Raw genomic sequence first — 14,257 nt, forward strand, 5'->3', positions numbered from 1 at the left:
GGGGCGACGGTGACTATGACTCGAGTAGTTCGGCCTCGGCACTCAGCCGTTCGGTTCGGACTCTAGTTCGAGCCCCGTTCGAACACGGGGGTAGTAGGTCGCGCAACAACTCGTGCCCGGCTCCTCGTATGGATTTGTTCTATGTCTTCCTAGGCAAAGTGGAGGTCGATCACCTACGTAGGCGATACTTACTGACGATAGTTATTAAGTCATCATCCGGGGGATCCTGTGGAACTTGAAGAAAACGCCGTCGTTGTTCCACTCGTCCCGCTGGAAGCGGAGCCAAGCACCGAGACGATGCTCCGAATGTTGATGAATCGAGAGGCGCTCCTCATTAGCCGCGTCGCAAAGCCCGCAGAAAGCACGACGACGGGGATGGTCGCGCAAACCTCGGGAGCGTTCGCGAAGGCGATCAGTCAATCGTTTGGACAAGCTGGCCTCGCCGCCTCGACTGAAGGTCTATACCGAGTTATCCTGCCGACCGGATCGGTGGCACGAGATCTCGTCCCTGCCGTTGGCGGTGGGTTTCGGGGAATCGCTCGCGCGGCCGGGTCAACAAAGATCGCCGGGCACGTACGCCTCATGCCGGCGGCGGCAGGTACTGGTGCCGCCGTTGCAGCTGGGCCGCTCATCGCGACCGTGGGCCTTGCCGTGGCGGGAGAGATGTTGGCGCAACATCAGATGCACAAGAAGCTAGACGCGATCAAGAAAGCAGTGACCGGGATTCAGGTCCGCATGGATGAGCAAGAGCGTTCGGTCTTGATAACTGCAGAGCAACAAGCTCGAAAGGTTGCCGGGTATTTGTTGGATCAGGCGCACATACCATCTATTTCGCCTGCTGCTCATGCATTTGGCGCTCTCGACGCCCTGACGAATACATTCATTAGTCGCCTCGATCGTTGGCTGGAAATCGCCGAAAAACACAAGGGCTCGGACCGCGTGTACGCACCGGATCTTATGAAGGCGCTCGTCGACAAACGGGACAACCCGGCACAGGAATTTGAGCAGATGGTGGCCAAGACTTATCAAGCACTTGCGCTCAGGGCACGAGTGGTCGTACTTGAGAAAATCGCAGCTGAGTTCTCGAATGGGGATCGCTCGCTTCCTCATGTCGAGAACGTCCTTCGTAACGAGCTTTCAGTACTCGCGGACCGACAGTCCCAGCTTGTGGGTCTCCTGGATGACCTCAATGTTCTGCAGATCGATTCGAGCAAGGTGCCAATTGCGTTCGCAGGTAAGGGCACTATCGGGGCTCGGACCAGCTTCGGCCGCCTCGCGCGAGCACTTCACGCGGCTCCGGACAGCTTGCCCCTTCTGACAGAGTCTGATCAGACTGTCCTCGAGCTCGCTCCTACAGCAGAAGGATTGGCCGTCATCGCGCCGGCCGAGAAGTAGGAGCAACTGACGTCAGCCATAAAGAGTCTCCAAGTCAAGAAGCCGACCTGCCCCACCAACAACTACATCCGGGGCAGTTTTTTGGCGATCAATTGGCGCGGTGGTCGGCGGGTTAAGGAGACCACGCCCTCAACTTCAGCGATCGACGGGTGTTGCTGGCGCCCAAACCTGGGCGCGCGACAGAGCCGTTTGGAGATCCCGGCCGCCGGCCTTCTCCAGCAAATCAGAGTCGCCGACAACCACGAGGAGACTGCGCGCCCGGGACAGGCCAACGTAGAGCTGTTCAGCAGCTCGGCTCAGGTCTTTGAAGCCGTTGACACACAGGACTATCACTGACCGTTCCAGGCCTTTGAAGCCCAGAACGTGACCGTAGAACTCGGTTTCGTTTGCGTGGAACTCGCGCCAGTAGTCAGCCGTGGTGCCGTTCTCGAAGAATTCCTTATGGATTGGGTGGCGTTCCTTCGTCGTCAGCATGGCGATCTGGTTGTTCACCCATCCCTCCTCGATCAGCGCATCGATGCAGTCACCAGCGACGTCGAGGGCGTCCCCGGTGGCGCACTGAACCCGCCGGACGGGCAGTCCCGTGCTGCCGCGGGGAGTGAAGTGATCGCCCGCAAAGGATCTGAATGTTTCGGCGATCTTCCTCGTGTTTCGCAGGTTCTCGTCGATGTGGATGGTCACCAGGTCTTCCAGCGGGCTTTCGCCATCCGTCGAGGGATTGCTCCAACGCCGGTAGACGTCCTGGTGATCGTCCAGGAAGGCGTAGATCTCGGCGTTATCCGTGGTGGTGGCAAGCAACGCTTCCCACCACAGCGGGGCGAAGTCCTGAGCCTCATCAACAATGATGGCATCCAGCCGCTGCTCGGGCTGGAGACTGACCGCGAGATCCTTGAGTAGCTGTGGCAATTCCTCTTCGAAATAGGCGGGTCCCGTGCCGTCCGGCACCCCGAGGCGCCGGGCATAGTCATGGAACTCTCCGGTGAATACCGGCTGGGCGTGACGCCAGATCGAAACGCGGTCCTGGAGGTACTGGCTGAGGCCCTTGTTGTAGCTAAACAAGCCGACCCGTTTGCCCTGTTTGCAGAGCAGCCGGGCTTTCTCCACGGCCAGCCACGTCTTTCCGCTTCCCGCGCCGCCGATGAACCGGATCTTTGGGAGAGACCGCGTGGCCTTCAAGAGCACCGACTGCCGCTCGGTGAGATGGTCCTGGACATCTTCCAGCTCTTTCGGGTCCAGTGGCTTGGTGGCATCGTGTCCCAGTGTTCCGTTGAGCACGCGGACGATGCGTTCCATGAACGGCGCCGCCAGCGACGAAGCTCCGCCGCCTTCCCGCTCGATGGCGGTCCGGATTAGTTCGGCCGCAGACGCGGTGTCTTCCTTGTCGAGGACCAGCGATCGCGGGCAGCCAGCCATCTCCCAATTACGGGGCACATCGGTGTAGGGGACGCTGACCATGTAGGCGAAGCGGCTCGTCAGTGGCGTGCCCAGTTGGCGGCCGATCCAGTTCTTGAAAGCGTGGAGCGAACCTTGCGACTGCGCAACGGGACTCTGAATCTTGTGCGCTCCGGACCTGTCGGACTGCAGCCACTGTCCGTTTTCGACAGAGACGCGCCCGCTCTTCACCTCAATGGCAGCCATGCCGACGCCGGGCCACAGGACGAGGATGTCGATCTCGTGTTCTGCCCTGCCGTCCCGCAACTGGACTGAGTGGGCTAGTACAACGTCGTCGGGGAGGCTGGTTTTCAACGCGTCCCAGACTGCCTTCTCCGCCACCAGGCCATCGCCGAATTCGGGTTCTTCCGGAATGCATTTCATCGGTGCTCCATCAACTCGGACTTTGGCTAGGCAGCGTTACTAAGTGTCTGCACAATACCGTTCAGCGCGTCATCAAGTGTGACGCCGCCGTCTGGACCGGGTCCGGTCGGAAATTCGCCGGTATGCCATCGAAGCTGGTTGGCGTCGTGGCAACCCCGGCCATATCTCAAACCTTCGAGTATCTGGTGCCCCGCTTCGATGTGCGGAATACGGTCCTTGTACCAGTTCGGAAAATCGTTATCGGGAGCAGACCAGCCATGCCCGGTTAGATAGCTGGCACTTATAGGCCAATTCTCGGCGGGGAGAAACTGCGCGGACACAATTTCGAACCAGACCCCGTCGGCGCTGGGAACTGCCTGGGCGTAGGGCGTCAGTTCTTCGGCGTCGACGTCAGCGTACTGAATGCTGAGGAACGAGTTCCACGGCATGTTGGCGAGGACTTCGCTGATCAGTTCGCCTGCTTTCGCCCAAGCTGTTTGGACGTCGTTCTCGGCTCTAATGTGATTGACAATGCCGTCGTACTCATCCTCGATTTCAGCGGGCATGACCGCGCCAATCACAGATTCCCAGGTGCCGAAGTGCCGGCGAATAGCGATAGCGGAGGGACGCTCCCGCCCGGCAGCTGTTTCTGCAATCACCCAGCTGTCGTAGCTCGATACTTCCTTCGGAGAGCCGAAATCGTCGTAATCGTTCCTGAATCCTCTGGCCGCCTCAACGAAATCAACATTGCTAAAACGACCTCTGCCAGAAAAGAGGTTCAGCCCTGCGGCGTCCAGCGCAGCATCCCAGGATCCTTGGCCCATGTGTCGCCGGAGCTCATCTCCCGGAGCCGGCCAGCTAACTCCGGGATGGATCTCCGCGATTTTAAGTTCACGCGAGATTGCCTCGGCTATCTCGTCGTACTCGGAAATTGAAATTCCCGCGACGTCTCCGGCGCGGATGGCCTGTGATGTTGCTTCAATTACCGCCAGGATTTCGGCTGTTTCTTGGTACGGACGACGGGTTCCCAGAAGCTCCCTCAGCGAAGAGAAGGAGGAGACAGGCATCATCCCCAAAGCCAGTTCATAATCTGGATCCACGCCTCGGTGAAGGCCCGTGACGTACAGCAGACTGAGCAAGTCGACGGTCGGCTCGCTCCGCGCCACTTCGATGACCCCGTTTTGTTGTAGAACGCGATGCAGAATTTCCTTGAACATGCGCGTACTCCGGAGCATCTCCACGGCGATGTCGACGTCGACGGGAGCGCCGAGGGCGGTCAGAACCCTCGGTATGTCTGGGAGATCAATGCCGGCTCTCATAAGCTGCTCGAAGCGCTCGCGCTCCTGATAGAGAGCGGCGCCCGTCGCAATGCATCGATCCCGGATAGCCTTGGACCGCGTCTTCTCGGCCCGATCGGCTACGCGGGAACCGAGAAGACGCAGCATCCCGTAGCTACTCATGTTCGCGGCAGCCGCGATTGAACGCAGGGGATCGCCCGCGAGAAATGATGCCATTGCTGGCCCAATCGCGTGCCGCGGGTTAGCCTCAGGCAGCGAATCTTCGATTGGTGTCGTCATGATGTAATCCCCATAGAGTGTGGTGTGTTTTCGAGTGAAGTATTCGCGCGCCTTCTGCAAGCGCCGTCAGCCCGCATTTCGCAGAGTCTGGACTTCGCCGGCTAGAGCTTGCTCCAACGTCACACCGTGATCCGGAACCGGTCCGCTTATCGGCTGTTTGGTACTCCAGCGCAGTTGCCAGGGATCTGGGCACTGCCGGCCAAATCTCAGTCCTTTGAGAAGCTGATGTCCGGCGTCGTGGAAGGCCACCTTTTCCTTGCACCATTGCGGAACCTCGTCGTCAGGGACTAGCCAGGCTCGGGCTTCCAGATACTCGGTGTCGATCGGCCACTGCTCGCCCGGCAAGACGCGCTCGGAGACTATTTCGCACCAAACTCCGTCAGCACCGCGCGTGCCCTGCGCATATGGCTGGATGGAACCATCTACGGCGTCACCGTACTGAATCTGGAGGGATCGATTCCGGGGCATGTTCGCCAGAAGTTCGGAGATGAACTCTCCTGCGCGCACCCATGCAGCCTCCAGAGCGGAATCGGTCCAGTCAAACAGGGAGCTGTCGTAAGAATCAGAATCAAAAGCGCGGAGCTGTTTGTTCGCGTCTGAATTCGGTGGAACGCCGAGAGCTTCCTGCCAGCCGCCGTAGTGGCCCATCAGCTCCATGGCTGAGGGTCTGTCAACTCCCTGTGCCACCTCTGCCGTTACCCAGCGGTCATAAGTCTCGAGACTCAACGGGAAACCAAACCTGGCACATTCTTCGACGTAGTCGCAGGGCGCTCGGATAAAGTCGTCTTCACCAAAGCGGTCGGCCGCCCTGCACAGCTTCAATCCCACTGTGCGCAGCGCCTGCTCCCAGCACCCATCACCGAGACGCAGCACTAGTGCTGAGACAGGGACGGGCCACGGGGCGGCATCATCGAAGAGATAACCTCTGAATAGCCTTGCAAGAGGTTCCGCCGTGGCCGCGTATTCCGCAACGGAGAACGACGTGGTAACCCGCGCACGGATGGCCAACTTGGTGGTCTCAGCGACTGCCAGGACCTCAGCGAAACGCCTTGGAGGAAAGTTCGCCTTACTCAGCTGCCGCAGTTCGGCGACTTCTGCCGTTGGCATCTGACCCAACGTCAGCTGATAATCGGGTTCGATCCTGTGGTGCTTTCCGACGACGTACAGCAGGCTCAGCTTGTCACTCAGGGAGGGTCTCTCGGGCGCCGGCATGTTTACGCAAACGCGTGGATCCTTAGGCCCTGGATACTGAAGCAACTCGACCATAATTTCCGAATCGATTTCAGCCCCTGCTCCTATGACGGAGAGCACCTTCGGAATGTCCACCAAGGCAAAGCCGGACTCGGCCAGTCCCCAGATAAGGTGCGCCTGTTCATCGAGAACTGACATCGTTGCCGCAGTCCTCGCGCGGATGCTGCGCATCCTGGCCAGTTCGTCTTCATCGCCGTTGAGTGCATTGGATAGCCGCGAGCGAAGGGTTCCCACCTCCGCTCCATGCTTGGCCGCGATCACCCGGAGTGGATCACCGCTGCGGTATGCACGAGTGATCGGACCGGCCAGCAGTTCGAACGGGAGGGGCGTGCCTTGGCTGACCTGTCCGCTGTCCATTTCCCCCAACTTTCCCTTCTACTCCTGCACTGAACGGACTGCGTCCGACCAAGTGCCGTAGATTCCCCTCACCGACGCAATAGAGGGCCTCTCGCGGCCGCCGGCACGCTCTGCTCTTGCCCAGGAATCGTAGCCGGAGTTGGTTGCCTTCGTTTTTGCTGCCGTTGCGTAAGCGTAGTAGTCCCGCACGGCGTCGTCGTAGTCATTACGAGTAAACTTCACGAGGCCTTTCGGACGCCCTCTGGATGCAGTACCGATTCCCATGGCATCGAGACACTCGTTCCAGCCGCCAAATCTCTTCATCAGCGTCTGACCGGTGGGCGGCCAAAGCGAGGAGCCCTGCCTTGAAACCAGCCCGAGTGCTTTGATGAGCTCGTCCCGCAGTTGGTGGTAGCGCTTTGTGGTGATGCTTGCAGCAGGGTTCTCCAAAACGTGTTTCTGAGCGGCGGCGATCACACCGAGAATGGTGGCAACGTCGGCCGGCGTGGCGGTGGCCTCCTCAAGAACTGCCCGCAGTTCGCTCATCAACGACAACTCAAGATTCACTGCGGCCCACCCTGGATTCGGGGCTAAGCCCAGATCGGAACCCAAGAGATACCAGACGCCCGCGGCGACAGCTTCCCTGGAGAAGATGTCGTCGATCTGGCGCTTGTCGAAGACGATATCCGACTCCCTCAAAGCGTCCTCGGCAAGATCGACGTCGATCGCTGGGTATAGTGCCTGCAGCTTGCGAACGACATCAGGACGGCTCACGCCACGCTTTGCCATCTCCCGGGCAAGAGCGCCGAAGTCGGCGAGCAACGCGTCGTGGGCGGCCTTGCGGGCCGCTTCCCGAGCCAACATACGGCTCATTCGGGATTCCTCGGCGTTCGTGCCGCCGACCTTCACGATGATCTGACGGACCCGCTCGCGGGTGATGCCAAAGCTCTGGCCGATGGCATCAAGGGTCTCGCCGTCCGAGTAGCGCTCCACCATGGCGGCGTCGCGCTGGTCCCGACTGAGTTCAGGAGTTGTAGTCATGTTCACATTCATACCAGCAGCATCCGACATAGATGGGTAGGTAACACCGGGGCCCAGCGGCCACCGCTTCGACGGGCGCTGTCTGGCCTTGAATAGCGCGGGGGAAAGCCCGGTCGGAGTGCGCACTCAAGTGAGTTTGTCGGTAGAGGAGAACCCTGAGCTGCGGCAGACCTTTGCCGTCCGAACGGCAACCTACGGTTAACCACGACTGTTTGTCGCGGTACCAGCGTTGACTTAGCTACTTTCTTCGGCTGTTGCGTCTGGACCGAACGGCGCTGGCTGAAAATGGGGGTCGTGGCCATCGAACATGTACTGACGCAGGACTCGTGACCGGGACGGATGGCGAAGTTTCGAGAGGGTCTTGGACTCAATTTGGCGAATGCGTTCCCGGGTCAGTCTGTACGTCTTCCCGATCGCGTCCAAGGTTTTCTCTTCGCCATCCGCGATGCCGAAGCGCATCGCGATGATGCCGGCCTCCCGTTCCTCCAGTGTGTCCAGGACAGCATGCACCTGCTCCTTCATAAGTTGCTGAAAGAGCGAATCTGTCACATCCAGAACAAACGGATCGGCCAGCCGCTCGGCGAGCGCTTCGGTTCCGCCTCGGCCATCGGGAACTTGCATATCCAGCGAGTGGATCGCCTTATCCAAATTCAGAAGGTATTCGACCTTCTCGATTGAATTGTCCGTGAGCCGGGCAAGATCTTCATTGGTGCATGACGATCCATTCACTGCAGCAGTTCGTTGCGCCGACTGAAGCTTCTGAATCTGCTCGACCATGTGAACCGGCAACCGGATAAGACGGGCTCGATCGGCCAAAGCCCGGGTGATGGCTTGGCGAATCCACCACGTCGCATACGTCGAGAATTTGAAACCCAAGGTGAAATCGAACTTGCAGACGGCTCGGTGTAGTCCCAGATTTCCTTCCTGGATCAGATCAAGAAAGTCGAGCCCGCGATTGGTGTTGTTCTTTGCTATCGACACAACCAACCGAAGATTCGCATTTAGCAGAGTGTCGGCCGCTCGTTTTCCCAGCAGAACAAGAAACTCAAGTTCACGAATTTCCCGTCGCGGGCGCGTCGAACCCTTATCGTCAAGGAGATGCTCCGCAAAAAGTCCGGCCTCGATCTCCTGGGACAGCTCCACCTCCTGCTCAGCCGTCAGCAATTCGTGGCGGCCCAGCCGCCGAAGGTAGTCCGCGACGGCGTCGTCGGTGACGCTCTCGCTGCCGGCAAGCTGTTCAGGCCACTCGTCATCATCCAAATCGAAGCCCACAGGCTCGGCATCGTCTCGGGGTTCTTCAGGGGACGGCTCGGGCGACTCCTGCGGCTGCTCCACAGCTGCGATCGGACCTGCCTCATTGACCGGCGGAAGCTCAGGTTTGGGCTCGGCCACGACTTGGTGAAGAAAGCCCTGCAGCCGGTCCAAGTCTGTCTTGATGTCAAAGAACTCGACCTTGCGGGCGAACGGAAGCACCCGGCCCAGAAACTCTTCGCCTTGGACATTGGGGTCCTCGACAGTGTCCTTCGAGTACAGGACAACGAGACGCCCGACTCGACCGTCGGCCTTCTTGCGGATGACGCGTCCCAGGCGCTGGACCATCTGTCGCTGGCTGCGATTGGCCGCGACGATGATGCCGAGGTCAGCTTCCGGCACGTCGATGCCTTCATCGAGCAGCCTTGGCGCTGCGAGGATCTGCGAAGTGCCGTTGCGGAATTCCTCCATACCCTGCCGACGTTCATCTTTGGCCATGCCGCTGAAGATTGCAGAAGCCTTGGAGCCCATTGCCGTGTACAGCTCTTGGGCCCGCCTCGCAGATTCTTGAGTTTGCGTAAACACCAGCGTGCCGCGAGACGCGTCAACAGTCTCCTTGAGGGCTGCCAGGGCGTGGTATTTGGTCCGGGCTTCTGCCAGCAACGTGAGCCTGGACGCCATCGCCCGCATGTACTTCCGTGCAATCGTCGATTCCCGAGTGATTGAATCTGACCCAGCGAGCGAGGCGACTGCCGCAATGAACTGGTGGAATGGCCGCCGGGGGATTCCGGCGTAGGTCTCCAGGTTGCGCGCCGCTTCCAGCATGGTGTTGGAGAGATCGTCGTAGTTGACTCTCTCCGTCGGCGTGAGTTCAACACCGACGAGGGCAATGTCGAACGACGCAATGACATCGTCTTTTAGCGCGCGGTCGTACCAAAGCTTGTAGACAACTCCGCCGAAATATGGCGACAAGACTGTCTCGTGCTCTCCGTCCGACCGCTCGTAGGTGGCGGTCAGTCCGAGTCGCCAGGCGAATCCCTCTTGAAGGGCCCCCGTGAACATGGGAGCGGCGTAGCGGTGGCATTCGTCCGCGATGATCAGCCCGGCCTTGTGGCTTCGCAGCGTCTCGCGGTTGGACGCCGAATGGACTATCGCCACCAGGATGTCCACCTGATCGAGAGAATCTGTGCGGCCATCGCCGAGTGCACCCCGGCGAACCTTTGGGAGGTCGCGCTGGATGGAGGACAGCCATTGGCGTTGGAGCTCGGCAGTGGGGACAAGGATCAATACTTTGATTCCCTGGCGGACGGCTTCAAATGCGGCCGCGATGCCAACCCGGGTCTTACCTGATCCGGTGACAGCCTCCACGACGCCACGCCTGGCATTTGAATGCCAAGCCTTCAGCGCTTCCTGTTGCCACGAGTACAGGAACGCATAGTCATAGGCCGTTGGGACAGAGGCAGCTGCGGCAGGCTCGGAGTCCGCCCCATGCATTACCTCTTGGATCAGGTCAGTCATTTCATCCCCCATTTGGACTGTTCAAGCTCGTGAGAGCAGACTACGTGGCCGGTGTGACACTATTCACTCGGTTCGTCGGCACCGCGCCGAGCAACCTGAGAAACAGTGGGTTCGGATTCGTGCCAGGCAGCACCCGCCGCACATCCTCCAGCGCTTCAATCGGAGAAACACCAGCCACCCGCGCCCCGTACAACGCAGCCACGGTAGGAGTCCGAGACTCGGCCCGAACGCAGTGCAGCAGCACTGTCTTGCCCTCGGTGCGGAAGCGTTCGACGGCGGCCGCCGCGTCGCGCAGCACAAACGCTGCGTGCGCGTTGTCCTCCCCAAAAGGCGAGTCGACAACCCAGAACGCGGCGTGGTCTTCCGCCGCCACCACCCCGGGCAGATCGGAGGTCCCCAGCCGGCACAGCGACACCACGGCGTCGATCCCCAGCTCAGCCACCAGTCCGAGCGAACCGACGCCGCCCAGCCAGACGCCGTCGTCGTGCGGGTGCTGGACCAGCGCATCGGTGCGGCTCCACATGCTGAAGTCCTGATGCTCGGCGCGGGGCCAGGATGCGGGCCGGCGGCCCTCGCCGCGGCCGAGTTCCATGCCAAGCATCATCAGGTCACGGGCCCGCAGCCCGGGCCAGCCGTGCAGACGCCGCCGCCACTCGAACGGCACCGCGGTGTAACCGTAGGCCGCACCCAACAGCCCGCCCGCGATGGCGGCGACAGTATCGGTGTCCCGGCCGCCGCGCACGGCCTCTTCCAGCGCTGCCCGCAGGTGCGCAGGGCCGGAGGCCGACAAACCCGCAAAGTGGATGGCGCTCCAGGCGCCCTGGAAGGCCTCGACCACCCAGCCGTTGCGGGTGAAGTCCCGCGGCCGGGACCGCTCGGCAGCCTCGATCCGCTCCAGCCACAGGGCCGCCCGCTCGGCGGACAGCAGCGGCAGGCCTGCCCGGACGTCGAGCCGCCCGGTCAGGATCGCCTCCCGGATGGCCAAGCACCAGAGGCCGCAGGCTTCCTGAGCGTCCGGGTCGGCGTGGGTCAGGGCGCTGATCACCCCAGCGGTGGCCATCAGTTCGGCCGGGTCCCGGTCGAGGTATGCCAGAGCCAGCGGTGCGGTGCGCATCAGCGAGCCGTTGCCGGCCCTGCGGCCGGTGCGGGCGTGGAAGTCCGCGGCCGCGGCGCTGAAGTCGGCGGCATGGACCTTGCTCCGGCCGGCCGCGGAAGCGAGCCGGCGGGCGGCCGTGATGACGGAGCTGGTCTGGGCGCCCACGTCCTTGGCCTCGGCGGCCCACGCCGTCCAGGCTCGGACAATCATGGTGAGCGCCGCGGGGGAGGAGGACCCGGCGTCGGACGCTGCCTCCAGCAGGGCCTGGGCGATCGGGATGGCCATGGACGTGTCGTCGGTCCATTCGGCCGGCGCGAACCCGAAGGGGCCGCCGCCCTTCATGGTGACTTTGGCGCCGTCCGGCAGCGGGGCGTCGAATTCGTAGCCGGCTCCGAGGGCGTCGCCGGCGGCCAGGGCGACGAGGACGCCGGCCGCGCGGTCATTCTGCAAGGGGGTCAGTTTCATGCCATCTCCATCAGGGGGTGCTGGGTGTTCCAGCCGGTCAGGTGGGCCAGTTGCGGGCGGCGTGTGGGGAGCTCGACGGCGATGCCGGCGGCGGAAACGCTCCCGGCGGCGCGGGAGACGTTGCGGCTCCGGAGGGTGCCGTGGTTCCGGACCTCGACGGCCGCGGCGCCGTCGTCGAAGGTTCCGAAGTCCAGCGCCTGGACGTGGGCTGCGAAGTCGCGTGCTCGTTGGCCCGGCATGGGGCCGGACGCCAGTGCCTGGGGCGGGAGGAGTTCCAGGTCCAGCAGTGCGGAATCGATCAGCTGCCGGTAGTGGCGGCGGAAGAGGGTGTTGGTGCCGAAGACCTCCAGGAGCAGCGGCTGCTGGCCGAGGCCGATCACCACGCCGCGCTGGCCTTCCAGCGGCTTCGGTGCGTCCGCGGCGCTGAAGCGGTTCCGTTCCTCCTTGTCGTCCCTGAACCGGTCCATGTGCTGGAGGAGGGAGCTGGTGGCGGAGGCGCCTCGGACGTTGTCGAAGCGGCTGACTCGCTCCCAGATGCGGCCCTGGCGGTTGCCGCCGCGCTCACCGGGGCCGTTTGCCAGCTCGGACCAGACGTTGAGCGGGGCGCGGCGTGCCTGCCGGCGGTGGCTGCTCTGGCCGGCTTCCCAGCGGCCGGCTTCGACGCAGAAGGTGTCGATGTCGCGGGTTTCGCCCGGGCCGAGGACGACGTCGCGGGCGCAGGTCCGGTCCTGCTGGCCGCCTTCGAGGAGCTCGCCTTCCAGCAGCAGGGCGGGGTGCGGGCCGTTGTTGGTGACGGTGAGGCGGGCCACCTGGGCGCCGCTGGCGAGTTCGGTGACGGCGACGTCGGCGTGGGTGCCGGTGCTGATCCCGAGGCTGCCGGAGCCGGAGGTCCAGACGGGGAAGATGCCGAGGGGGCCGAGCCGGCTGCCGGCGCCGACGTGGAGCTGTGGGACTTTCATGCTGACCTCCGGTTGATTTAATGCATATCTGCGCTAATTGACTTCAGTATGCACCGCTTGCGTCTTTAGCGCAATACTGCGATAAATAATGATGTGAAGGATTCCAAGAACAGCACTGCCCCGTCCCTGCTCGACTACCCGCGGCCGTCGGTGGCCGTGGATACGGCGGTGCTGACTGTCGCGGAGGGAAGCGTGTGCGTGCTGCTCGTGCGCCGCGCGGAGGACCACCAGCACGGACAGTGGGCCCTGCCGGGGACGTTCCTGCGCGAACGCGAGACCCTGGCTGATGCGGTGCTGCGCTGCCTGCGGGAGAAGGCCGGGATCTCGGGACGGGTGCCGCAGCAGCTTCAGGTGTTTGACGAGCCGGGGCGCGACGACCGCGGCTGGGTGTTGTCGGTGGCGCACGTTGACGTGGTGCCTCTGGCGGCACTGCGGGAAGCTCTAGAGTCCGACGGCGTCAGGCTGGCTTCCGTGACCGGGGAACCGGAGCTGATCGCCGGGCTGCCGTATGGGCACGCGGACATTGTGGCCAAGGCAGCGGAGTGGCTGCGGGCCGCTTATGTCGAGGCGCCGGATCCCGGTGCGCTGCTGGATGAGCCGTTCACGCTGAAGGACCTTCGGGAGCTGCACGAGGCGGTGGCTGGTGCCCCGTTGATGCGGGACACGTTCCGGCGGTTTATGGAGCCGAAGCTGACGGGAACCGGGCAGATGTCGGACGGGACGCGGGGGAGGCCTTCGCGGTTGTGGGTGCGGGGCACGGCATGAAACGTCCGACGAGGCGCTCGAGCGGCGGTGCTCTGCATGAAGAATGATGTCAATGACGAACAGGTCAGCGCATGACCGGTTACAAAGGAGCGCAATGATTTACGCAGAACACGGGACGCTTCGGTACCAGCACATAAACGCCTTGTCCTGGCGCGTAGCGAGCGAACTAAGTCGGCGAGACCCTAGCGTCTACATAGGGTTGACAGGTGGTGACGGCTCCTCCGCTATGGCCGACGCGTTGATGATGGCCGACGTCAGAGGCATGGCATATCAGGCGCGCCGTTGTGGCTTGGGTTTCACCGCGGGAGCAGGCGGTGACTTCCAGATTCCGTGGGATAGGGCCTTTGGAATGACGGGCCCACGGGCGATTGCAATTGCGTTGGAAGAATCCCGAGGCATCCATCGTCCTGAGAAGTCGCCTGCGACCTCGCCCAGGGCCCTGGGTTACCGCGTCATGGCGTCGATGCTGGAGCTGACATTGGGCGACCGAGTGCAGTGGTCAACAGGAGAAAGCCGCGGTGGGCCACTGGACCCGGAGTCATTGACGACCGGCGACCGGCTGCAAGAGTGGGAGGACACTCGGTGGTCTCTGTTCAGGGATAGCGAAGCTGTTGCCCAGCTAGATAACTTTGGCTGGTTGGAAACCCGTGGCCAAACGATTGATCTTCATGCTCGGTACCGTGCACTCAACGGCCGGATCTATTCGCTGATTCTGGAAGTTCTCGGCGACATCTTGCCGAAGCAGAAGTCGTTCCGTTTCTAACCATAGGAAGTATTTTGATAATTAGTACGGTCGAAGGCGGCATGGA

General features: G+C 62.1%; 10 protein-coding genes. 3 read left to right on the plus strand and 7 right to left on the minus strand.

Annotated elements, in window-relative coordinates:
* Nucleotides 1-228 precede the first annotated feature (228 nt).
* Entirely contained in the window at nt 229-1,395 is a 1,167-nt protein-coding gene (locus tag MRBLAR12_RS19595) for a hypothetical protein (RefSeq protein ID WP_364747786.1), read from the plus strand.
* Nucleotides 1,396-1,530: 135 nt separating this feature from the next.
* On the opposite strand, the gene MRBLAR12_RS19600 is transcribed toward MRBLAR12_RS19595, so the two are convergent.
* The 7 genes from MRBLAR12_RS19600 to MRBLAR12_RS19630 all read right to left on the minus strand — a co-directional run bounded on the left by MRBLAR12_RS19600 (nt 1,531) and on the right by MRBLAR12_RS19630 (nt 12,683).
* Nucleotides 1,531-3,210, minus strand: a complete 1,680-nt coding sequence (locus MRBLAR12_RS19600) for a nuclease-related domain-containing DEAD/DEAH box helicase (RefSeq protein ID WP_364747788.1) — start codon at nt 3,208-3,210, stop codon at nt 1,531-1,533.
* Nucleotides 3,211-3,236: 26 nt separating this feature from the next.
* Nucleotides 3,237-4,766: a TY-Chap domain-containing protein gene (locus tag MRBLAR12_RS19605; RefSeq protein ID WP_364747790.1), complete on the minus strand. Its 1,530-nt coding sequence runs from the start codon at nt 4,764-4,766 to the stop codon at nt 3,237-3,239.
* Between the two features lie 66 nt (nt 4,767-4,832).
* Nucleotides 4,833-6,374 (minus strand): TY-Chap domain-containing protein, encoded by a 1,542-nt coding sequence (locus MRBLAR12_RS19610; protein ID WP_364747792.1) that lies wholly within the window; start codon nt 6,372-6,374, stop codon nt 4,833-4,835.
* Nucleotides 6,375-6,392: 18 nt separating this feature from the next.
* Nucleotides 6,393-7,394 (minus strand): sigma factor-like helix-turn-helix DNA-binding protein, encoded by a 1,002-nt coding sequence (locus tag MRBLAR12_RS19615; protein WP_364747793.1) that lies wholly within the window; start codon nt 7,392-7,394, stop codon nt 6,393-6,395.
* Nucleotides 7,395-7,628: 234 nt separating this feature from the next.
* Nucleotides 7,629-10,163: a sigma-70 family RNA polymerase sigma factor gene (locus MRBLAR12_RS19620; RefSeq protein ID WP_364747795.1), complete on the minus strand. Its 2,535-nt coding sequence runs from the start codon at nt 10,161-10,163 to the stop codon at nt 7,629-7,631.
* A 40-nt stretch (nt 10,164-10,203) separates the two neighbouring features.
* A complete protein-coding gene (locus MRBLAR12_RS19625; RefSeq protein WP_364747797.1) occupies nt 10,204-11,724 on the minus strand; it encodes an ADP-ribosylglycohydrolase family protein in 1,521 nt (506 codons plus the stop codon).
* Nucleotides 11,721-12,683, minus strand: coding sequence for an ARPP-1 family domain-containing protein (locus MRBLAR12_RS19630; protein WP_364747799.1), 963 nt, complete (start codon nt 12,681-12,683; stop codon nt 11,721-11,723). Before MRBLAR12_RS19630 ends, MRBLAR12_RS19625 begins: the two co-directional genes overlap by 4 nt.
* A 93-nt stretch (nt 12,684-12,776) precedes the next feature.
* Here MRBLAR12_RS19630 and MRBLAR12_RS19635 point away from each other — a divergent pair, with 93 nt between their 5' ends.
* Nucleotides 12,777-13,448, plus strand: a complete 672-nt coding sequence (locus MRBLAR12_RS19635; protein WP_364747800.1) for an NUDIX hydrolase — start codon at nt 12,777-12,779, stop codon at nt 13,446-13,448.
* 94 nt (nt 13,449-13,542) lie between these two features.
* Nucleotides 13,543-14,211: a hypothetical protein gene (locus MRBLAR12_RS19640; protein WP_414645542.1), complete on the plus strand. Its 669-nt coding sequence runs from the start codon at nt 13,543-13,545 to the stop codon at nt 14,209-14,211.
* Nucleotides 14,212-14,257 lie beyond the last annotated feature (46 nt).

Origin of the sequence: Arthrobacter sp. LAR12-1-1.1, from assembly GCF_040676555.1 — a bacterium.
In the GTDB taxonomy this organism is placed as follows: Bacteria; Actinomycetota; Actinomycetes; order Actinomycetales; family Micrococcaceae; genus Arthrobacter.

Excerpts from the sequence above, each read along its gene's own strand:
- MRBLAR12_RS19600 (WP_364747788.1), bottom strand. The coding sequence starts at position 3,210 with ATGAAATGCATTCCGGAAGAACCCGAATTCGGCGATGGCCTGGTGGCG.
- MRBLAR12_RS19605 (WP_364747790.1), bottom strand. The coding sequence starts at position 4,766 with ATGACGACACCAATCGAAGATTCGCTGCCTGAGGCTAACCCGCGGCAC.
- MRBLAR12_RS19610 (WP_364747792.1), bottom strand. The coding sequence starts at position 6,374 with ATGGACAGCGGACAGGTCAGCCAAGGCACGCCCCTCCCGTTCGAACTG.
- MRBLAR12_RS19615 (WP_364747793.1), bottom strand. The coding sequence starts at position 7,394 with ATGACTACAACTCCTGAACTCAGTCGGGACCAGCGCGACGCCGCCATG.
- MRBLAR12_RS19620 (WP_364747795.1), bottom strand. The coding sequence starts at position 10,163 with ATGACTGACCTGATCCAAGAGGTAATGCATGGGGCGGACTCCGAGCCT.
- MRBLAR12_RS19625 (WP_364747797.1), bottom strand. The coding sequence starts at position 11,724 with ATGAAACTGACCCCCTTGCAGAATGACCGCGCGGCCGGCGTCCTCGTC.
- MRBLAR12_RS19630 (WP_364747799.1), bottom strand. The coding sequence starts at position 12,683 with ATGAAAGTCCCACAGCTCCACGTCGGCGCCGGCAGCCGGCTCGGCCCC.
- MRBLAR12_RS19640 (WP_414645542.1), top strand. The coding sequence starts at position 13,543 with ATGATTTACGCAGAACACGGGACGCTTCGGTACCAGCACATAAACGCC.